22 protein-coding genes are annotated in these 18,862 nt (G+C 43.9%); 19 read left to right on the top strand and 3 right to left on the bottom strand.

The annotated features are described in order from the left end of the window. Position 1 precedes the first annotated feature (1 nt). The gene (locus tag MAR181_RS09550) at positions 2-265 is read left to right on the top strand and encodes a hypothetical protein (RefSeq protein ID WP_013796383.1); all 264 of its coding nucleotides are present in this window, start codon (positions 2-4) and stop codon (positions 263-265) included. A gap of 68 nt (positions 266-333) precedes the next feature. On the opposite strand, the gene lexA is transcribed toward MAR181_RS09550, so the two are convergent. Next, positions 334-957 carry a transcriptional repressor LexA gene (gene lexA / locus MAR181_RS09545; protein ID WP_013796382.1) on the bottom strand — a complete coding sequence of 208 codons (624 nt, stop codon included), beginning with the start codon at positions 955-957 and terminating at the stop codon, positions 334-336. Between the two features lie 70 nt (positions 958-1,027). On the opposite strand from lexA, the gene dinG reads away from it, so the two are divergent. From dinG to MAR181_RS09505, 8 genes are all read left to right on the top strand, one after another. Further along, positions 1,028-3,151: an ATP-dependent DNA helicase DinG gene (dinG, locus tag MAR181_RS09540; protein WP_013796381.1), complete on the top strand. Its 2,124-nt coding sequence runs from the start codon at positions 1,028-1,030 to the stop codon at positions 3,149-3,151. A gap of 136 nt (positions 3,152-3,287) precedes the next feature. Next, on the top strand, positions 3,288-4,619 hold the full coding sequence (locus tag MAR181_RS09535) for a DEAD/DEAH box helicase (protein ID WP_013796380.1): 1,332 nt from the start codon (positions 3,288-3,290) through the stop codon (positions 4,617-4,619). Between the two features lie 23 nt (positions 4,620-4,642). After that, complete coding sequence (locus MAR181_RS09530) at positions 4,643-6,064, top strand: protein adenylyltransferase SelO (RefSeq protein WP_013796379.1); 1,422 nt, start codon at positions 4,643-4,645, stop codon at positions 6,062-6,064. Positions 6,065-6,092: 28 nt separating this feature from the next. Next, entirely contained in the window at positions 6,093-7,124 is a 1,032-nt protein-coding gene (locus MAR181_RS09525; RefSeq protein WP_013796378.1) for an NAD(P)H-dependent glycerol-3-phosphate dehydrogenase, read from the top strand. Further along, positions 7,117-7,401 carry a DUF4389 domain-containing protein gene (locus MAR181_RS09520; protein ID WP_013796377.1) on the top strand — a complete coding sequence of 95 codons (285 nt, stop codon included), beginning with the start codon at positions 7,117-7,119 and terminating at the stop codon, positions 7,399-7,401. The genes MAR181_RS09525 and MAR181_RS09520 overlap by 8 nt, the downstream gene beginning before the upstream one ends. Next, positions 7,388-7,867 carry a phosphohistidine phosphatase SixA gene (gene sixA, locus MAR181_RS09515; protein WP_144011232.1) on the top strand — a complete coding sequence of 160 codons (480 nt, stop codon included), beginning with the start codon at positions 7,388-7,390 and terminating at the stop codon, positions 7,865-7,867. Before MAR181_RS09520 ends, sixA begins: the two co-directional genes overlap by 14 nt. Beyond that, complete coding sequence (locus MAR181_RS09510; RefSeq protein ID WP_245546143.1) at positions 7,821-8,765, top strand: alpha/beta fold hydrolase; 945 nt, start codon at positions 7,821-7,823, stop codon at positions 8,763-8,765. Before sixA ends, MAR181_RS09510 begins: the two co-directional genes overlap by 47 nt. A gap of 36 nt (positions 8,766-8,801) precedes the next feature. Further along, entirely contained in the window at positions 8,802-9,596 is a 795-nt protein-coding gene (locus MAR181_RS09505) for a DUF4892 domain-containing protein (RefSeq protein ID WP_013796374.1), read from the top strand. Between the two features lie 135 nt (positions 9,597-9,731). Here MAR181_RS09505 and MAR181_RS09500 read toward each other — a convergent pair whose 3' ends face one another. Continuing rightward, positions 9,732-10,340 carry a Maf family protein gene (locus MAR181_RS09500; RefSeq protein WP_013796373.1) on the bottom strand — a complete coding sequence of 203 codons (609 nt, stop codon included), beginning with the start codon at positions 10,338-10,340 and terminating at the stop codon, positions 9,732-9,734. Between the two features lie 117 nt (positions 10,341-10,457). On the opposite strand from MAR181_RS09500, the gene MAR181_RS09495 reads away from it, so the two are divergent. From MAR181_RS09495 to fabF, 7 genes are all read left to right on the top strand, one after another. Then, complete coding sequence (locus tag MAR181_RS09495) at positions 10,458-11,000, top strand: YceD family protein (protein ID WP_245546142.1); 543 nt, start codon at positions 10,458-10,460, stop codon at positions 10,998-11,000. 17 nt (positions 11,001-11,017) lie between these two features. Continuing rightward, positions 11,018-11,197, top strand: a complete 180-nt coding sequence (gene rpmF / locus MAR181_RS09490) for a 50S ribosomal protein L32 (RefSeq protein ID WP_013796371.1) — start codon at positions 11,018-11,020, stop codon at positions 11,195-11,197. A gap of 11 nt (positions 11,198-11,208) precedes the next feature. Beyond that, complete coding sequence (locus tag MAR181_RS09485) at positions 11,209-12,153, top strand: fatty acid synthesis protein (protein WP_013796370.1); 945 nt, start codon at positions 11,209-11,211, stop codon at positions 12,151-12,153. Then, positions 12,153-13,076, top strand: coding sequence for an ACP S-malonyltransferase (gene fabD / locus MAR181_RS09480; protein ID WP_013796369.1), 924 nt, complete (start codon positions 12,153-12,155; stop codon positions 13,074-13,076). Before MAR181_RS09485 ends, fabD begins: the two co-directional genes overlap by 1 nt. 36 nt (positions 13,077-13,112) lie before the next feature. Beyond that, positions 13,113-13,847 (top strand): 3-oxoacyl-ACP reductase FabG, encoded by a 735-nt coding sequence (fabG, locus tag MAR181_RS09475; RefSeq protein WP_013796368.1) that lies wholly within the window; start codon positions 13,113-13,115, stop codon positions 13,845-13,847. A 130-nt stretch (positions 13,848-13,977) separates the two neighbouring features. Beyond that, positions 13,978-14,211 carry an acyl carrier protein gene (gene acpP, locus MAR181_RS09470; RefSeq protein WP_013796367.1) on the top strand — a complete coding sequence of 78 codons (234 nt, stop codon included), beginning with the start codon at positions 13,978-13,980 and terminating at the stop codon, positions 14,209-14,211. Positions 14,212-14,317: 106 nt separating this feature from the next. Continuing rightward, positions 14,318-15,556, top strand: a complete 1,239-nt coding sequence (gene fabF / locus MAR181_RS09465) for a beta-ketoacyl-ACP synthase II (protein ID WP_013796366.1) — start codon at positions 14,318-14,320, stop codon at positions 15,554-15,556. 36 nt (positions 15,557-15,592) lie between these two features. Here fabF and MAR181_RS09460 read toward each other — a convergent pair whose 3' ends face one another. Next, the gene (locus MAR181_RS09460; protein WP_013796365.1) at positions 15,593-16,000 is read right to left on the bottom strand and encodes a PA2817 family protein; all 408 of its coding nucleotides are present in this window, start codon (positions 15,998-16,000) and stop codon (positions 15,593-15,595) included. Positions 16,001-16,060: 60 nt separating this feature from the next. Between MAR181_RS09460 and MAR181_RS09455 the strand changes: the two genes are divergently transcribed. The 3 genes from MAR181_RS09455 to queF are packed head-to-tail and all read left to right on the top strand — an operon-like array spanning position 16,061 to position 18,580. Continuing rightward, positions 16,061-16,975 (top strand): ABC transporter ATP-binding protein, encoded by a 915-nt coding sequence (locus tag MAR181_RS09455; protein ID WP_013796364.1) that lies wholly within the window; start codon positions 16,061-16,063, stop codon positions 16,973-16,975. A 4-nt stretch (positions 16,976-16,979) separates the two neighbouring features. After that, positions 16,980-17,753, top strand: coding sequence for an ABC transporter permease (locus tag MAR181_RS09450; protein WP_013796363.1), 774 nt, complete (start codon positions 16,980-16,982; stop codon positions 17,751-17,753). Between the two features lie 8 nt (positions 17,754-17,761). After that, positions 17,762-18,580 (top strand): NADPH-dependent 7-cyano-7-deazaguanine reductase QueF, encoded by an 819-nt coding sequence (queF, locus tag MAR181_RS09445; protein ID WP_013796362.1) that lies wholly within the window; start codon positions 17,762-17,764, stop codon positions 18,578-18,580. Positions 18,581-18,862: the final 282 nt, after the last annotated feature.

The raw sequence follows: 18,862 nt of genomic DNA, 5'->3' as shown, positions 1-18,862 counted from the left end.
TATGAAAGAGTCATACCTTGAAATTGTTGAGCTGGAAAACGGCGATATTGTATTACGCCCAGCCAGTGACAGTGGCGAGGAAACAGAGCCGTTAGCAACCCTGAAAATTTCAGACACGACACGGTCTTATTTGCAGGATCGTTATTTTGAATTGGCAAAATGCATGTTTCATGCAGGGATTGATTTTGTGTATTCGGATGAGTCTATGGCTGATGAAGGGTTGGATTACATGGACGATGATTTCCGTCCTAAAATTCTTCATTAATGATTTTAAACAAGATCAACAAAAAAAAGGTGGCTTTAGGCCACCTTTTTTATGATGTGTATTGGCTTTTATAGTCCTTGTCGAATAACGCCGACAGACAGGCCTTCGATTGCAAACTCTTCGCTCTCAAGGTCCACAACAATGTCCTGGTAGTCTTCGTTTTCAGGAATTAATCGAACAATGCGTCCTTTTTGCTCGAAGCGTTTAACGGTGACTTCATCGCCAATGCGGGCAACGACAATTTGCCCATTGCGAACCGTATTGGTTTTGTGGACGGCCAATAAATCACCTTCCATAATGCCAATGTTTTTCATGCTGGTGCCGGAAACCGACAAGAAATAATCTGCTTTCGGTGAGAACATATTACCTGGAACAGTAACATGGGTATCTATGTTCTCTTGAGCCAATATAGGGTATCCTGCGGCCACTTTACCGATAACGGGCAAACCTAACTCGTCTTCTGGAGCGTTGTTTTCGGAAGACTCAACCAATCGAATGCCACGAGAAGCGCCGGACAGCATTTCAATTGCGCCTTTTTTGCAGAGGGCTTTTAAGTGTTCTTCAGCCGCATTTGGGGATTTAAAGCCAAGTCGTTTCGCGATTTCCGCACGGGTAGGTGGGAATCCGGTTTCATTAATAAACTCGCGAATGGTATCGAGTACATCAGATTGTCTTTTGGTTAATTTAATCATGGCACTATCTGGTTGTTTATACAGTAACTGTTATTATATACAGCATTCTTAACGATTCTCAATAAAATAAATGCTTTCAGACGAATTAAAAAATAAAATCCAATCAGCCTATCGCGATATGCTGGATGCCAAATCCCATAAACCAAGGGTTGGTCAGCGCCAAATGATAGGTGCGATCGCGCGTACGTTGGGAAACATTAAACAAGGTACCGAGGGAGAGCGGCTAGATGAAAAACATGTGGCAGTCATCGAGGCAGGGACGGGAACAGGTAAAACCTTATCCTATTGTCTTGCTGTCATTCCTATTGCAAAGGCAAGAGGATTAAAGCTTGTTATCTCAACAGCCACCGTGGCTCTGCAAGAACAAATTCTCCATAAAGACTTACCTGATATCTTGTCCAATACCGAGGTAAATTTTAAGTACACCTTAGCGAAAGGTCGCGGTCGCTATCTTTGTCTCAACAATCTGGAGGCTTTTCTAGGCACACAAGAGCAGGCTATGGACGATATGTTTGCCGGTTTGTTTGAGCAGCACCTCCAATCGGATGATGTCAATACTGTGCTTTATCAAGAGATGGATGAAGCATTAAGTAAAGGTAAATGGGATGGTGATAAAGATAATTGGGAAGGTATTATTCGAGAGCTAGACTGGCGTCGCTTAACGACTGACCATCAACAATGCACGAATCGTAATTGTGCCAATTATTCGGCCTGTCCATTTTTTAAAGCCCGTGCCGAGATTGAAGTGGCTGATGTCATCGTCGCGAACCATGACCTTGTGCTGGCGGATTTGTCCTTAGGTGGTGGTGCTATTCTGACGCCGCCGAAAGAAACCATTTATGTGTTCGATGAGGGCCATCACCTGCCTGATAAAGCCATAGGGCATTTCCGTCATGAGGTCAGGTTGCAGCAAAGTATTAGCTGGCTTAGACAATTGGAAAAGAATTTGGTGAATTTGAAGCAGGAGCTTACCGATGAGGTGAGTTTAACGGGTCAATTGCTGATTAAAATGCCGCAACAGATTCAGACTATTGTCAATTTCATCCAATACGCTCAGCAAGGCTTATCACCTTATATTAATGGTTTGGGATTGGATCAGAATAATAATCAGCATCGATTTGAGTTTGGTGTGGTGCCTGATGAGTTGAAGCAATTGGCATACAGTTTGTCGACCAGCTATCAAAAATTATTTAATAGCGTTGAAAGCATTCAGGACGAATGCAAAAAAGCCAAGCAGAATGAGGGTATGGGTGTGACGCCTGAAATGGCCGAAACTTGGCAGCCCATTTTAGGGGCGATATTGGGGCGAATCGAGCAAAGTGTTGGTTTGTGGCAGCTGTATTCAACGACGGATGATCAGCAATATCCACCAAATGCTCGTTGGTTGATTTTATCTGGTCAGGGCATGGAGCAGGATATTGAGTTGGGGGCTTCCCCGATTCTAGCGGCCAATACTTTACGGCAGCAATTATGGGATAAGTGTTTTGGTGCCGTGGTGACCTCTGCGACACTCACGGCGTTGAATCAATTTCATCGGTTTAATATGCGTTCGGGGGTGCCGAGAGAGAGCGAGTATCTGCGTGTGTTAAGCCCTTTTGACTTTCAGAATAATGGCGTGTTGGTGATTCCAGAGATGAAATCTGAGCCAAATCAGGTTGAGCTGCATACGGCTGAAATTGTTGATTACCTAAACGAGAAGGTGGATCGAGATAAAGCCAGTTTGGTGTTGTTCTCATCTCGTCGCCAAATGGAAGACGTGGCGCAATCTTTGAAAGAGTCGTTGAAAGATATCTTGTTAATACAGGGTGAGCAATCGAAGCGAATCATATTAGAGTCACACAAATCACGAATTGATGAGGATAAAGGCAGTTTGCTATTTGGCTTGGCCAGTTTTGCTGAAGGGGTGGATTTGCCCGGTGATTATCTTTCCTCTGTGTTTATTGCCAAAATTCCGTTTGCTGTGCCTGATGATCCTGTTGACGCCACCTTAGCGGAATGGATCCAAAAGCGTGGTGGCAATCCCTTTATGGAAATCACCATTCCAGATGCCTCGTTGCGTCTAGTGCAGGCCACAGGTCGCTTGTTAAGAAGTGAAACAGACTCAGGGACCATTCATATATTGGATAAGCGTCTTAAAACCAAGCGTTATGGAAACCAATTGGTTCAGAGTTTACCGCCTTATCGATTGGGGTGATGGCAAAGAAACAGCGGTTTAAACTCCACTGAGTTTTTACCCTGTTTTAAAGGAAAAGATGATAAAGCTGGATCAATTAGGTACACTCCATGCTCAGATAATTAACCTCTAACCGAAGAAGTGTATAGATTCCGATATGGAAAACCAAAATCAAGACGTAGCACCAGAAAGTAACACCAAACCGAAACGAACTCGCCGTCAAAATAAGCGACCTAGAAAAGCTCAAGGTAAGGCAAGTGAAGCAAAAATGGATGAGGCAACGTCGAATCAAGGTGTTTGGTCTATAGATGATTTTAAGGTGCCAGAAGCGGAGGGTAAATTACGCTTTCATGATTTGAACTTACCGGATCGAGTGTTAAAGTCCATTGCAGAAATGGGGTTTGAGTATTGCAGTGAGATTCAAGCGGAAACCTTGCCAACTACATTGCAGGGTTATGACATCATAGGTCAGGCTCAAACAGGTACGGGTAAGACCGCGGCGTTTTTGATTGCCATGATCACGGATTTCCTAGATTACCCATTGGAAGAAGAGCGAGCTAACAATCTCGCCCGTGGTTTGATTATTGCGCCAACCCGTGAATTGGCGTTACAGATTGCAGATGAAGCTGTGAAGCTAACGGCTAACTGTCATTTAAATGTCGTGGCGTTAGTGGGTGGGTTAAGCTACGAAAAGCAAAAACAGGCTTTGCAAACCGAAAATGTGGACATTCTTGTGGCCACACCGGGTCGATTATTAGATTTTGCTCGTAGTCGTAAAGTCTTGCTAAATAAAGTGGAGTGTTTGGTTCTGGATGAAGCGGACCGTATGTTGTCCATGGGCTTCATTCCAGATGTGAAAAGCATTATCCGTATGACGCCGCACAAAGAAACCCGTCAAACCATGCTGTTTAGTGCGACTTTCCCGAAAGACATTCAAGCTTTGGCGAAACAATGGACCTATTTTCCAAAGGAAGTGTCGGTTGTGCCAAAAGAAGCGACCAACAAAAACATCGAACAGGTGATTTATACGGTTGAAGCCGATCAAAAATGGCCTGTGTTGAAGCAATTAATAGAAGAAAATGGCAGTCAACGAACCATTATCTTCGCCAATCGTCGTGATGAAACGCGGGATTTGTACGAACGTCTAAAAATGGAAAAAATTAATTGCGCAATTTTGTCGGGTGAAGTGGCACAAGATAAGCGAGTAAAAACCTTAAAAAGTTTCAAAGATGGCAGTATTCAGGTACTGGTTGCAACCGATGTTGCTGGGCGTGGTATCCACGTTGATAATGTTGAGTTGGTGGTAAATTACGCTCTACCGGAAGATCCTGAGGATTATGTGCATCGTATTGGTCGTACTGGTCGAGGTGGTGAAACTGGCAAGTCTGTTAGTTTTGCTAGTGAAGACGATGCTTTCATGATCCCAGAAATTGAAAAAACGGTAGGGGAAAGTATTCGCTGCGAATACATGGTAGACATGTCTAAGTAAGCAAATCTAACGAGTAGGCTAGGATGAATTTAGAACATCATTATGCGACTCTAGGCGACGCTTTTTACACACATGTGGCGATTCAGCCACTTCATGAGCAGCGTTTGGTTGAATTTAACCAAGCGCTAGCGACTTCCTTATCTGTTGATATTAAATCTCCTGAAACTAAAGCCTTATTAATGGGCGAAACTGTTTTGCCTCAAGGTCTGAGTATGGTCTACGCAGGTCACCAGTTTGGTGGCTTTTCACCTCAACTTGGTGATGGGCGGGGAGTCTTATTGGGCGAAGTTCGTGGGCAGGATGGTCTTTTATATGATTTGCATATGAAAGGGGCGGGACTGACGCCTTATTCTCGTCGTGGGGATGGCCGTGCTGTATTGAGATCCTGTATTCGAGAGTATTTGGCCAGTGAGGCTATGTCGGCATTGTCCATTCCAAGTTCCCGAGCGCTGGCGTTATTTGATAGTCGAGAAGCGGTTTATCGAGAGAGGCCAGAACCTGGTGCCATGTTGTTGCGCACCGCAAACGGACACATTCGATTTGGGCATTTTGAATTTTTCTTTTATCAAGGTAAGCAGGCGCAATTAGATCAGTTGGTTGAGCATTGTCTAGACTATTATTATCCAGAGTGTCGTCAAGCGGAGCAGCCACTTGTAGCTATGTTGCTGGCAGTGGTAAAGCGAACCGCGCAGATGATAGCTAAGTGGCAAGCCGTTGGCTTTCAACATGGGGTCATGAATACGGATAACTTTTCCATTACGGGGGAAACCATTGATTATGGTCCGTATGGATTTATGGAAGATTTTGACGAATCATGGGTGTGCAATCATTCTGATTATGAAGGGCGTTATGCCTTTGCGCGTCAACCCGGTGTTGGTTTGTGGAATTTGAATTGTCTGATGCGCTGCTTTTCCAATCATTTAGAACGAGATCAGTTAGTATCAATTTTACAAACTTATGAAGCTGAGTTACAGCAACATTATGATGACTTGATGTTAGCAAAGACAGGGTTAGAAAAAACGACGGATCTTCATGTGTTACTGCCGTCTTTGTTTAGTCTGCTAACAAAAGAAAAAATGGATTACAGTGTGTTCTTTCGATTATTAGCGCATTTTAGAGAGAGTGAGTTCGACTTGTTGTTAGATGAAGTTATTGATCGTCAAGCTTTATCTAACTGGTTGCAGCAATATCAGGCGGCTAGACTCTCAAATACCTTGTCGTGGTCGCAAATGTCGGAACGTATGCTGCAAACGAATCCCAAATTTGTATTGCGAAATTATTTGGCGCATAGCGTCATTCAAGCGGCCGAGCAAGGTGATTATTTACCCTTTAGGCGTTTGTTAAATGTTTTAACTTCCCCGTTCGAAGAACATCAAGCATCTGATGAGCTTGCTCAGAGGTCGCCGGAATGGGGAAAATCCTTAGAAGTCAGTTGTTCATCCTAACCTTGAGATGACAAGAAAGGAACAGATCATGATTAAGCATTCTGTATGTGTTTTAGGTGGCGGAAGTTTTGGTACCGCGTTGGCCAATATTATGGCAACGAATGGTCACCAGGTTAGTCAGTGGATGCGTAACGAGCAACAAGTTGAAGAGATTAATTTAACAGGGCTAAACAGTCGCTATCTTCCTAATGCCCCGCTTCATCAAGAGTTATTGGCGACTAGTAACTTAGAGCAAGCGATACGTGACAGTGATACCGTTTTTGTGTCTATTCCGTCTAAGTCGTTTGAGCAAGTGGTTGAGCGGATAGAGCCATTGTTAACATCGGATAAAATATTGATCAGTACCACTAAGGGGTTCAATCCGAATCGCTTTGAGTTAATGAGTGATGTGCTGAAACGTAATGCGGTTACGCAAAAAATTGGGGTGTTAAGTGGCCCTAATTTGGCCAAAGAAATTGCCGCTGGTCAGATGACAGGCTCGGTTATTGCGAGTTCAGATGACTTAGTTCGCCAGCGAGTGATAGAGTTACTTAAATCGCCAACGTTTCGCGTTTACGAAAATGCTGACAGTAAAGGTGTGGAATTGGCGGGGGCGTTAAAGAATATCTATGCAATTGTCTGTGGTTTGGCGAAAGCCCTAAAAGTTGGCGAAAATACCATGTCGATGATTATGACGCGCAGTTTGGCTGAAATGAGTCGATTTGCTGTACATTTTGGTGCCAATCCTATGACCTTTTTGGGCTTGGCGGGGATGGGAGATTTGATTGCTACTTGCACGTCGCCATTGAGTCGTAATTATCGCGTGGGCTTTGCGATTGGATCTGGCCAAAACCTAGAAGAGGCGGTCGGTTCGATTGGCGAAGTGGCTGAAGGTGTAAATACACTGAAAATGGTGGTTGAGGAGGCGCATAAACATGGCCTTTATATGCCACTTGCAGAAGGTTTGTTTAAATTAATATTTGACGGTGCTACTTTGGATTCTCTTATCGGTTCTATGATGACGGGTGAGCAGAAGTGGGATGTTGAATTTGCGACTAATGAGGAGAATGAGCATGTCTAAACCAGGCTATGCCAAACAGGATTTTTGGTTTCGTTTGATCTTTATGGTGTTTTATTGGTTTGTTCTAAATTTGGCTTTAACCGTGTTTGGCATCCTAGTGGTGTTGGTGAGTTTGGTTAAGCTGGGTTCAAAGCATGAGCCTGTTACCTTGGCTTGTTGGCTAACGAATGTCTCTGCTTTTATCGGTCAGATTTTTGCTTACTTGTCTTATGCGGATGAGGAAAAACCTTTTCCTTTCCAACCTTGGCCTCAAGTAACGTCTGATGATGAAGCGTAAGCGTCTTTATGTTTTGCGGCATGGTAATGCGACACCTTATTCTCATGGCGCAGATGAATTAAGAGAGTTAACCGAGCTGGGGGTGGCAGAAGTAAAGTCTGCCGCTCAAGCTTTCATGGCCAGGTCGGAAATATTCGATAGGGTATTTGTTAGCCCGTTTATTCGTGCTCAACAGACGGCAAAAATATTTTTAGCGCAACTGGATATGAATTTGTCCTTCGAAACGGCAACAACGATTACACCTTCAGGTCAGCCTGCTGATGTAGCGGATTGGTTGCAGCAGCAAGATGGTGAATCTATTTTGCTGGTGACTCACCAACCTTTTGCGCAACAATTGGTGGAATATCTAAGTGATGAGCCTCTGCCGTTTCAGTTTGCAATGACAACGGCCACCATGGCAGCCTTAGAAGGGGACTTTTTTGCGCCGGCGTGTTGTCAACTTCGTTGGCATACTTCACCCAGATAATGGAAATAACTCTCATAGATTGGTAATGCGTATTATGGGAAATGACATCGTATACAAGCTGGCGCATACCGAGCTGGCGGCCATTCAATGGCTTTCTAAAGATTCCTCTGACATTAAAATATTATCACTGCATGGCTGGTTAGATAATGCGGCCAGTTTTTCTCAGCTTGCTCCTTATTTGTCTGATTATACTCATACCGCACTAGATTTGGCTGGCCATGGGCTATCGAGCCATCGTCCAGCTGGTAGCTTTTATCATTTATGGGACTATGTCTTGGACCTAGTGTCGGTGTTGAGTCAATCTAAGCAAAGCGTGTGGTTGATAGGACATAGTATGGGTGGGGCTGTTGCTATGCTGGTCGCCGCCATCGCTCCGGATAAAGTGCGTGGCTTGATTGTCTTGGATAACATTGGGCCAATGAGTGGATCCGCTACTGAACGCGTTGGCCATTTGCAAAGAGCGGTCAATAAAATGGCCAAGCTAAAGCAGGGCCGAGAGACTAGCTATCCATCGGAAGAGGCAATGGTGCTGGCGAGAATGGAGGGTTTTACTAAACTTTCTAAAGCTGCTTCGCAAAACTTGGTGAGTCGTGGGGCGAGATGGTCGGATTCGCAGTGCTGGGTCTGGCGTCATGATATCAAGTTGACCTTCCCATCACCGTTTCGTATGGACGAAACTGGGGTAGAGGCGTTTATTCAGGAAATTAAGTGTCCAACCTTAGTCTTGCTGGCAAAAGACGGTATTTATCAAAGCCATCCAGAAGTGGTTGATCAGCGTATAAAACAATTTCCATGGGTGAAAATGAAGTGGCTCGATGGGAATCATCATTTCCACCTAGAGTCTGAGAGTAGCTTTGAGGTGGCAACAGAAATTAAGCAATTCATTGATCAAAATTAATTTGCCACAGGCTAGCTTGTGTAAGGGTAAGAAATTATGGTTAAGCTCAGTCTTTTTGCATTGTTAAGTTTTTCTTGGGCGAGCTTTGCGTTTGCTGATTCATCGGCTGTCGAGAGTTACCGTGATGCGCAATTGGTGAAAAGTCGTTCTGAGCAAGCGGTATCGGTTGAGGTGCCGTTGGCAAAAATTCAACGCTCTGGGCGAGGCTGGGAGCCTGAGAAGGTTGAGCGATTAACCGGAAATCTTGTGACTTCATTGTACAAGATCAATCGCAATGTACTTTTAACGGATGTCTATCAGCACTATTACGCTGAATTAACCAAAGTCGATCATCAAGTCTTGTTTGAATGTCAGAGCCGAAGCTGTGGCAGCAGTAATGCTTGGGCAAATAACTTCTTTGGTGATTACTTGTTGTATGGCTCTGATCAAAGTCAGTCCCTCTTGGTGGTAAAGACGGCTGATAGTTTGTATCAGATATTGTATGTGAATCGTCGTGGTGCGGGTGATGTCATGGTGCGTTTAGATCAAGTTGCTTTGCCTAATGAGGATATGGTTTCAGGCAATATTATGGCGCAACTTGATGTTAAAGATATACCGCGTATTCGTCGTTTTTTAACGGACTTGCCTGCAGGTCAATCAGTGATTGGATTTGTCACCAGTCAACAGCAAGACAGGATGCCTGCCTTGAGCGTTGGTGATCGTTATATTGATGAATTGGTGTCAGGTCTGGGAACGCGTTTAGCGGAAAAGGTACGCTTTGTTAATTTGGCTGATATGGGGCGAGCATCCCTTAGTGTAGATCGAGTGAGTTTTGTTAGGGCTGGACCATAGCTCTAGAGAGTGATGTGGAGGGAGTTGAAGAAATCATTTCTGCTCCTTCTGTTAACAGCTGGATTGAATTTGCTTATCAGATCGCTCGCAAAGCGATTGTAGGTATGGACTCTAATCAATCTGTTTATCACTCTTTTACAAAGGGTTGATGCCTTGATTTCTGAGTAATCGACAAAGATCAATTAAAGGTAGACCGATTAATGAATTTGGGTCATCGCCTGCCATTTTTTCAAATAACGAGACTCCTAATCCTTCGCACTTGAAGCTGCCGGCGCAATCGAGAGGTTGTTCAATGTCGATGTAGCGCTTTATTTCCGTATCCTTTAGCGACCGAAAATACACATGATACTGACTCAAGCTGTATTCGTATGAGTGAGTGGTGGTGTTGTATACGCACAATCCTGTTAAAAAGGTCACTTTACGGCCGCTGAACTCTTTAAGTTGCTGAAAGGCTTTGTCGCTGGTGTGTGGTTTTCCAAGAATCTTATTGTCTAGTACGGCGATTTGATCCGAAGCAATAATAATGTAGCAGGCATCGTCTTGTGAGGTGCTTTGTTGTCTTAGCTGTCTGGAGACGGCTTCAGCTTTCTCGATACTGAGTCGTTCAACCAGGTGTTGAGGTGATTCATCTGAGTGTGCGCCTTCTTCTATGTTGGGGGATAAGCACTCAAAAGGAATTTGTAAGCGTTCTATTAATGCCTTTCGATAAGGAGAGGATGAGCCTAGAATGATGTTTTTTTGCATGTTAATTTTACCAGATTGCAGTGGAGTGAACGGATTTTACTTTTTTTTGCCTATCTGTTTCAAAATAAAGTGAAAAAAAGCGTTTAAAGTGTACTTAGACTTTGACAATGGCGCCCCTTGGCAATATCATTTGCCGCCATGTTAAATGACACATTACCTAAATATTTTGACCCTCGTAAATATGCAAACAATGAGTTGGCATTTGAAGGGAACATGCCCCTTAATCAATTTGAGGAGCTGTGTGCTATTTTAGCCTCTGATGAGGGTAATGCATTTATACATTTAGACTTTAGAGTTGATGAGGATAGGCGATATATTGCTACCGGATCATTAACTGCAAACGTGCAAGTTGTTTGTCAGCGTTGTATGGGGGCGGTTGATCATGATTTGGAGGTCGATCTTGCATTGGGGTTCGTCTACGACGAAGATCATGCTAAGAATCTTCCAAACAATTACGATCCTGTTGTCATGACCGATGGTGAAGTAATTTTAGCAGACATGGTTGAGCAAGAAATTATACTCGCTTTACCTATAGTCGCTTATCACGAAGAAAGTGGTTGCAACCCAACAGCTCAAAAGTATGCATCGTCTACCGATGACGCAGCGGATGACGAAAAACCGAATCCATTTAGTATATTGGCCCAATTAAAGGCTAAGTAAAGTTAGGAGCTCCAAAAATGGCAGTACAAAAAAGTAAAGTAACTCGTTCACGTCGCGGCCAGCGTCGTTCACACGATGCTTTGACTAGCGCAACACTATCTGTAGAAAAGACAACAGGTGAACTTCACCGTCGTCACCACATTTCTGCAGACGGCTTTTACCGTGGCCGTCAAGTTATCGCCCCTAAAGGTGAGTAACTAAGATACCCATGATCAGGGTAGCTTTAGACGCTATGGGCGGGGACTTAGGTCCCCGCATTGCTTTTGAGGGTGCAGTCTCGATATTGGCTCAATATCCAGAGGTTGCTATTACTCTCTATTACACTCCTGTTGATGGGCTTGATCTGCCTTCACATCATGAACGCTTATCATTGATCGCTTGTAGCGATGTGATCAAAGCGGATGAAGAAATTGTTTTATCCTTATTTCGCCGACACAATACGTCTCTCTACCAATCCATTCGTGCTCTGTCATCGGGTTCTGCTGATGTGGTGGTAACGCTTGGAAATACAGGTGTTATGGTGGCTTTAGCAAGGCATTTGCTAGGTGTTATTCGGCCTAAATTGTACCCAGCTTTGATTCGTGAACTGTATTCAAATCCGCTTAGGTGTTTGGTGGATCTAGGTGCGAATGTGCATTGCCCTGCTTCTATGTTGGTTGGGTTTGCTGAATTAGGGGCTGCTTATGTCGAGGCGTTAAGCAATGAAACGCCCAATGTCGGTTTGCTCAATGTTGGTGTGGAGAGTTCAAAGGGCAGTGTGGTAATAAAAGAGGCGGATAGCCTTTTAATTGATAAAAGTTGGCCTAATTATTTAGGGTATGCTGAAGGGACGGATTTATTTGAAGGTGAAAAAAATGTCATTGTTTGTGATGGCATGGTCGGCAATGCGGTTCTAAAAGCCTCGGAAGGTTTGTTGTCTTTTTTAATGAATAAATTTGGTGATTCAAAGCAGGTGGCACCTGTTTTTGAGACTTTTTACCAAACTGAACGCCGCCATGGTGCTTGCTTAGTGGGTGTGCGTGGCAATTTGGTAAAAGGTCATGGTCGCTCTGATCTGCCTGCTATGATTGGGGCGATTGAATATGGAATGGATATTGCGCGGGCTAATTTAAGTAAAGCCATTGAATCGCGACTTAGTAAAGAGGAGATGTGATGAGCACAACAACAGCGTTTGTTTTTCCAGGACAAGGTTCTCAGCAATTGGGAATGTTGGCTGATTTGGCTGAAAAGCACGAAATTATTCAGCAAACGTTTGCTGAAGCGTCTGAAGTACTTAGCTACGATCTGTGGGATCTTGTTCAAAATGATGCCGAGAAACTCAGTCAAACCGATAAAACTCAACCCGCACTTCTTACGGCAAGTGTTGCTCTATGGCGTTTATGGGAGCAACAGGGTGGTGATCAGCCAGCTTATGTTGCAGGCCATAGTCTTGGTGAATATTCTGCATTAGTTTGTTCAGGCGTTATGGCCTTTGCGGATGCTGTTGCTTTGGTTAAGCTTCGGGGTGAATACATGCAGCAAGCAGTACCAGCTGGTGAAGGTGCGATGGCGGCGATCATTGGTTTAGATGATGATAAAGTCGTTGCGGCATGTGAGGCAGCAGATGGTATTGTTAGTGCCGTAAATTTCAACTCACCAGGTCAGGTGGTGATTGCGGGTCATGTTGCGGCAGTTGAAGCGGCGATGGAAAATGCGAAAGAAGCGGGTGCAAAACGTGCTTTGCCTTTGCCTGTTAGCGTACCATCGCATTGTGAATTAATGATTCCGGCTGGTGAAAAACTAGCGGTTAAGTTAAATTCTATTGAATTTAAAGAGCCAACCTGCACCTTGGTGCAGAATGTGACAGGGCAGGCGGTTTCTGATCCGCAAGTGATTAAGGCAAACTTAGTCGCACAACTTAGCGAGCCAGTATTGTGGACACAGTCTGTTTTACTGCTATCTGAGTTGGGTGTGGTCACGACGATTGAGTGTGGCCCTGGCAAAGTGTTAAGTGGATTGAATAAGCGAATTGTCAAAGGTTTAGCATCGTCTTCTATTGGAGACTTGGCTGGCTTTGAATCAACTTTGGCTGGATAAGCATTCAGTCTTATTTGTGAAATATTGGAGACAGGCATGAGTCTTGAAGGAAAAATTGCCCTAGTGACAGGAGCGACACGTGGCATTGGTAAAGCCATCGCCACTGTACTTGCTGAACAGGGTGCAACAGTAATAGGAACAGCCACTAGTGAGTCAGGTGCGCAAAGCATTAGCGAATACCTGGGTGAGAATGGCAAGGGTTGGGTATTGGATGTTTCATCCAGTGACTCAGTTGATACCGTTGTAAAAGAAATTACGGCTGAATTTGGTGCACCAACTATTTTGGTGAATAACGCTGGTATTACCCGTGATAACCTAATGATGCGCATGAAAGAAGATGAATGGGAGCAAGTGGTAAACACTAACCTGACATCAGTCTTCCGTGTCACTAAAGCTTGCTTACGAGGCATGACAAAGGCGAAATTTGGCCGTGTTATTAGCATCAGTTCAGTGGTTGGTTCAATGGGGAATGGCGGTCAAACCAACTATTCTGCAGCGAAAGCGGGTCTTGAAGGATTTAGCCGTTCTTTGGCTGCTGAAATCGCTTCTCGAGGCATTACAATTAACTGTGTTGCCCCAGGCTTTATTGAAACAGATATGACTAAGGTGTTACCAGAAGAGCACAAAGCCAAATTGGTGGAAAAAGTGCCTTCCGCTCGCCTTGGTCAACCTGAAGAAATTGCGGCAGCTGTCGCATTTTTGGCGTCGCAAGGCGCTGCTTACATCACCGGTGAGACCTTGCATGTCAACGGTGGCATGTATATGTCGTAATTTGAGTTGAATTTTAATTTTAATTCAACGAAAATATGTCTCCGGTTCATGTTGAGAATCATGCCGTAAGGCGATTGAATATTATAATATGCTCACAATGAGCTGTTAATGAGTAGAGTAGGAACTTCTAATGAGTAGCATTGAAGAACGCGTTAAGAAAATTGTTTGCGAACAACTAGGTGTTAAAGAGGAAGAGGTTGTCGCTTCAGCATCTTTTGTTGATGACCTAGGTGCAGATTCCCTAGACACAGTTGAGTTGGTTATGGCTCTTGAAGAGGAATTTGATACTGAAATTCCTGATGAAGAAGCTGAAAAAATCACTACAGTACAAGCAGCGAACGACTACATCAACGCTAACTTGTAATTTATTAGTGAACTGAGTTTCCCGAAAAGCCGCTTGTATTCGCTACAGCGGCTTTTCTTATTAATAGCCATCTCAGGTTGTGGTGATGGATTTCTGGAGGAATCTTATGTCTCGTCGTCGGGTTGTAGTCACTGGTATGGGAATGGTGACACCCCTTGGCAATAATGTGAAAGATACGTGGGATAATATATTAGAAGGTAAAAGTGGTGTGTCTGACATTACCTCTTTCGATACTAATCAGTTCTCCACGCGTTTTGCGGCTCAAGTAAGTGATTTTGATGCGACTCAATATATGAGCGTTAAAGAAGCACGCAAAATGGATCTTTTTATTCAATATGGTATCGCCGCTGCTGTTCAAGCGCTGGAGGATGCCGACATTCGTGATGAGACAGTGGATCTGGCTCGTGTTGGTTGTGCAATAGGTTCGGGCATTGGTGGTTTGCCAATGATTGAAAAAAATCTAGAGCTATTGAATGAATCCGGCCCTAAACGTATTTCGCCTTTTTTTGTTCCAGGCGCGATTATTAATATGATTTCTGGCCACGTAGCGATACGTTTTGGCTTTAAAGGACCGAATATTTCAATTGTGACAGCGTGCACTACAGGCACTCATAATATCGGCATGGCTGGTCGAATGATTGCTTATGGTGATGCTGATGTCATGATTGCGGGGGGTGCTGAAATGGCGATTACTCCATTAGGAATCGGGGGCTTCGGGGCAGCGAGGGCCTTATCAACCCGTAATGATGATCCTAAAACCGCGAGTCGTCCTTGGGACAAAGATCGTGATGGTTTCGTTATGGGAGACGGTTCCGGCATTCTTGTATTGGAAGAGTATGAACACGCCGTCGCACGCGGTGCGACCATTTATGCAGAACTGGCAGGGTTCGGTATGAGTGACGATGCGCATCATATGACAGCGCCGCCGGAAGGTGGAGAAGGTGCCGCTTCTGCCATGACGGCCGCTCTCAAGGACGCTGGTGTTGCGGCAATGGAAATTGATTACATTAATGCCCATGGTACATCTACTTTGGCGGGTGACCTAGCCGAAACCCAAGCGGTTAAATCGGTAATGGGGGAAGACGCTTCCGATGTGGCGATTAGCTCAACTAAGTCTATGATTGGGCATTTGCTAGGGGCATCAGGTGCTGTCGAATCCATTTTTTCAATTTTGGCAATTCGTGATCAAGTGGCGCCGCCAACCATTAATTTGGAAGAAGTAGGCGATGGCTGTGATTTGAATTATGTACCGATTACACCTCAGAAGCGTAAGATTGATGTGGTGTTGAATAATTCGTTTGGCTTTGGTGGGACCAACGGTACCTTGGTGTTTAAAAAGGTATAGGTTCAGTTGGGCGGTCTAGGCCGCCCAACCACTGTTTTAATGCAGGTTTTTAGGGGTATTTCTTAGCTTGTTAATTTCATCTTGCAAATTATAGTCAATTTTTTGGCGATCTAATTCGTATAATTGATCTTCAAGCTGTTGGTAAAAATTGATTTCTTCATCACCCAAGAAATGCAGGCATTCTCCACCCATAAACCAAAGTAACTCCCGTTTAATCAGGGGGACTAGGTTTGGGTAGCAGCGAATAAAGCGTGACAATACTTCTTGAGCATCAAATGTGTAGTCAGGGGCATTTGATTCAATGCGAGCTGTTAGTTGATCCCACTTTTCAAGAAAATCAATTTCTTCTTCTGCCAGATCTGTTGAGTTAAAAGGATCATGTTCGGCAATTCGCTGACGTAAGTCTGCAAAGGCGCTCAGTATGTATTGTGTGCGTGATTCCACGTAAAACCCTATTTAATTAGTAACTATTGAGTCGGCTGATGCCGTACGAGAGCGGTAATTATGACATATGCGATCGAAATTAGTGACCTCAAAAAGCGTTATGAAAGTGGTTTTGAGGCATTAAAAGGCGTAAACCTAACCGTAGAGAAGGGGGATTTCTTTGCGCTACTGGGCCCAAACGGAGCAGGTAAGTCTACCACCATTGGAATTTTGTGTTCCTTAGTCAATAAGTCTTCAGGTAAGGTGGCGATTTTTGGTGAAGATATTGATAAAAATTTTGCTAAAGCAAAACAGTATTTAGGGGTCGTGCCACAAGAATTTAATTTTAATGTTTTTGAGACTGTCTTTAATGTGGTTGTGACTCAAGCGGGTTTTTATGGCATAGATAAGGAGATCGCAGCGAAGCGCGCTGAAAAATACCTCAAAGAGCTGGATCTATGGGATAAGAAAGACGTTCAATCTCGTATGTTGTCTGGCGGCATGAAGCGTCGTTTAATGATAGCAAGAGCGTTAATTCATGAGCCAGAAGTGTTAATTTTGGATGAGCCAACGGCGGGTGTAGACATCGAACTGCGTCGTTCAATGTGGGAGTTCATTAAAGGTCTCAACGAAAATGGCACGACCATTATCTTGACGACTCATTATCTCGAAGAAGCGGAGCAGTTATGCCGCAATATCGCCATCATCAACGCAGGCGAAATCGTCGAAAACACCAGTATTAAAGCCTTATTGAAGACCCTTAACCAGGAAACATTCATTTTAGATTTAGATCAAGCCTTGCCATTAGACTGGTCGGTTGATGACTTTCATGTTGTTTTGAATCATGACGGTAGTAGCTTGGAAGTAGAGGTCGTAAAAGGACAATCGATAAACCGTATATTCAGTGCTTTGGATCAGGCGAATGTGAATGTGGTCAGCATGCGCAATAAGTCGAATCGTTTGGAAGAGCTGTTTGTTAAATTGATTAAAGGCTAAGCAGATGAAAAACTCAGAAATTTGGATTGCGTTCTATACCATTTTGGTTCGAGAGATTCGCCGTTTTACTCGCATTTGGCCTCAAACTTTGTTGCCGCCAGCCATTACAATGACCCTGTATTTTGCTATTTTTGGTAACTTGATTGGTGACCGTATTGGTGAAATGGGTGGCTTTAGTTACATGCAGTACATTGTGCCGGGCTTGATTATGATGTCGGTGATTACCAACTCCTATTCAAATGTATCGTCTTCCTTCTTTTCAGCGAAATTTCAGCTTAGTATTCAAGAGCTGCTTGTTTCACCAACACCTAATTGGGTCATTTTATTAGGGTATGTCTTGGGAGGCGTGGCGCGCGGCTTATTTGTGGGCTTTATCGTAACGATTTTGTCGTTGTTCTTTACTCATTTAGCACTAGAGAACTTGTTTTTAACTGTGTTGGTGGTTTGCTTAACGGCTGTCATGTTTTCACTTGGCGGCTTTGTGAATGCGATCTATGCTCGTAGTTTCGATGATGTTTCCATTGTTCCCACTTTCATTCTTACCCCTTTAACCTATTTGGGTGGGGTGTTCTATTCGATTGATTTGCTGTCTGACTTTTGGCAGTCGGTGTCTTTATTGAATCCGGTTCTTTATATGGTGAACGCATTCCGTTACGGAATTTTAGGGGTCTCTGATATTAATATTTATTGGGCTCTAGTCATGGTGAGTGTGTTTATTGTGGTTTTGTTTTGGTACGGTTTGCGTTTGCTCAATCAGGGCAAAGGCATTCGAAATTGAGGTAAGTTATGGGCTTTTTACCCTTGGGTCAGCAAACGGAGTATGTTTCTGAGTACGATGCAGGGTTGCTTTATCCCATTGGACGGGTTGATAAATGGACAGATATGGGAATTGCGTCTGAACGATTACCCTTTTATGGGGAAGATGTTTGGAATGCATATGAGTTGTCTTGGTTAGACTTGAAGGGGAAGCCCGTGGTCGCTATGGCGGAATTTCGATTGCCATGTGAGTCTCCCAATATTATTGAGTCAAAGTCGTTCAAATTATACCTTAACTCGCTAAATCAAATGCGTTATGAGAGTCGCGATCAGGTACAAGAAATTTTGGAAAAAGACTTGTCTGCCGCTGCGGGGGCAAGGGTGAGTGTGGTCATTCGTGAACTGGATTCCATGTCTTCCTTGGTGGTATTGACGCCGGACTATTGTATTGACGAATTAGAGGTGACAATTGAAGACTATCATCCTAATAGTGACTTGTTGCGAGTAGAGAAAGAGGCAGGACAGGTAGAAGAGCGCCTAGTCAGTCATTTGCTAAAATCAAATTGCCCTGTCACTAATCAACCTGATTGGGGATCGGTCTTTATTGATTATCGCGGGCCTAAAATTCATCATGAAAGTTTGTTGAAGTACATTGTTTCTTTCCGTGAGCACACGGATTTTCATGAGCAATGTGTCGAGCGCATTTTTATCGATATTATGCGTCATTGTCAGCCAGAGTTTTTGACTGTGTATGCAAGGTACGTACGTCGAGGAGGTCTGGACATAAATCCTTATCGCTCAACGGTACAGGGCTTAGTCTTAGGGAATGATAGGCTTACGCGCCAATAAAAAGAGCTACATCTTAAAAAAAACCACGCCCTGAGCGTGGTTTTTTTGGTTTTAGACTGTTGAGATTAAACGACTCCTGCCATAGGTTGTGAAAATAAGATCAAGAAGTCCACTAATACTATGGAAGATAATCATCAGACCGAAATCGCAATGTTGGTGACTAAGTTTATAAGTTGTGGCGATTTTTAAATAATCGATGTGTTTCCTTAATGCAAAGCCGAGTAGAGTGATCAATAATGTGAGGGTCGGTGTCATCGTAATGCTAGCAGGCATCAAACTGTC

The sequence above is a fragment of the Marinomonas posidonica IVIA-Po-181 genome (genome assembly GCF_000214215.1).
In the GTDB taxonomy this organism is placed as follows: domain Bacteria; phylum Pseudomonadota; class Gammaproteobacteria; order Pseudomonadales; family Marinomonadaceae; genus Marinomonas; species Marinomonas posidonica.
The sequence above is the reverse complement of the archived record's forward strand: the minus strand, read 5'-3'. Positions and strand labels throughout refer to the sequence as shown.

Bases quoted from the DNA above. Each gene is read 5' to 3' on its own strand.
- MAR181_RS09550 (WP_013796383.1), top strand. From the start codon at position 2: ATGAAAGAGTCATACCTTGAAATTGTTGAGCTGGAAAACGGCGATATT.
- lexA (WP_013796382.1), bottom strand. From the start codon at position 957: ATGATTAAATTAACCAAAAGACAATCTGATGTACTCGATACCATTCGC.
- dinG (WP_013796381.1), top strand. From the start codon at position 1,028: ATGCTTTCAGACGAATTAAAAAATAAAATCCAATCAGCCTATCGCGAT.
- MAR181_RS09535 (WP_013796380.1), top strand. From the start codon at position 3,288: ATGGAAAACCAAAATCAAGACGTAGCACCAGAAAGTAACACCAAACCG.
- MAR181_RS09530 (WP_013796379.1), top strand. From the start codon at position 4,643: ATGAATTTAGAACATCATTATGCGACTCTAGGCGACGCTTTTTACACA.
- MAR181_RS09525 (WP_013796378.1), top strand. From the start codon at position 6,093: ATGATTAAGCATTCTGTATGTGTTTTAGGTGGCGGAAGTTTTGGTACC.
- MAR181_RS09520 (WP_013796377.1), top strand. From the start codon at position 7,117: ATGTCTAAACCAGGCTATGCCAAACAGGATTTTTGGTTTCGTTTGATC.
- sixA (WP_144011232.1), top strand. From the start codon at position 7,388: ATGATGAAGCGTAAGCGTCTTTATGTTTTGCGGCATGGTAATGCGACA.
- MAR181_RS09505 (WP_013796374.1), top strand. From the start codon at position 8,802: ATGGTTAAGCTCAGTCTTTTTGCATTGTTAAGTTTTTCTTGGGCGAGC.
- MAR181_RS09500 (WP_013796373.1), bottom strand. From the start codon at position 10,340: ATGCAAAAAAACATCATTCTAGGCTCATCCTCTCCTTATCGAAAGGCA.
- rpmF (WP_013796371.1), top strand. From the start codon at position 11,018: ATGGCAGTACAAAAAAGTAAAGTAACTCGTTCACGTCGCGGCCAGCGT.
- MAR181_RS09485 (WP_013796370.1), top strand. From the start codon at position 11,209: ATGATCAGGGTAGCTTTAGACGCTATGGGCGGGGACTTAGGTCCCCGC.
- fabD (WP_013796369.1), top strand. From the start codon at position 12,153: ATGAGCACAACAACAGCGTTTGTTTTTCCAGGACAAGGTTCTCAGCAA.
- fabG (WP_013796368.1), top strand. From the start codon at position 13,113: ATGAGTCTTGAAGGAAAAATTGCCCTAGTGACAGGAGCGACACGTGGC.
- acpP (WP_013796367.1), top strand. From the start codon at position 13,978: ATGAGTAGCATTGAAGAACGCGTTAAGAAAATTGTTTGCGAACAACTA.
- fabF (WP_013796366.1), top strand. From the start codon at position 14,318: ATGTCTCGTCGTCGGGTTGTAGTCACTGGTATGGGAATGGTGACACCC.
- MAR181_RS09455 (WP_013796364.1), top strand. From the start codon at position 16,061: ATGACATATGCGATCGAAATTAGTGACCTCAAAAAGCGTTATGAAAGT.
- MAR181_RS09450 (WP_013796363.1), top strand. From the start codon at position 16,980: ATGAAAAACTCAGAAATTTGGATTGCGTTCTATACCATTTTGGTTCGA.
- queF (WP_013796362.1), top strand. From the start codon at position 17,762: ATGGGCTTTTTACCCTTGGGTCAGCAAACGGAGTATGTTTCTGAGTAC.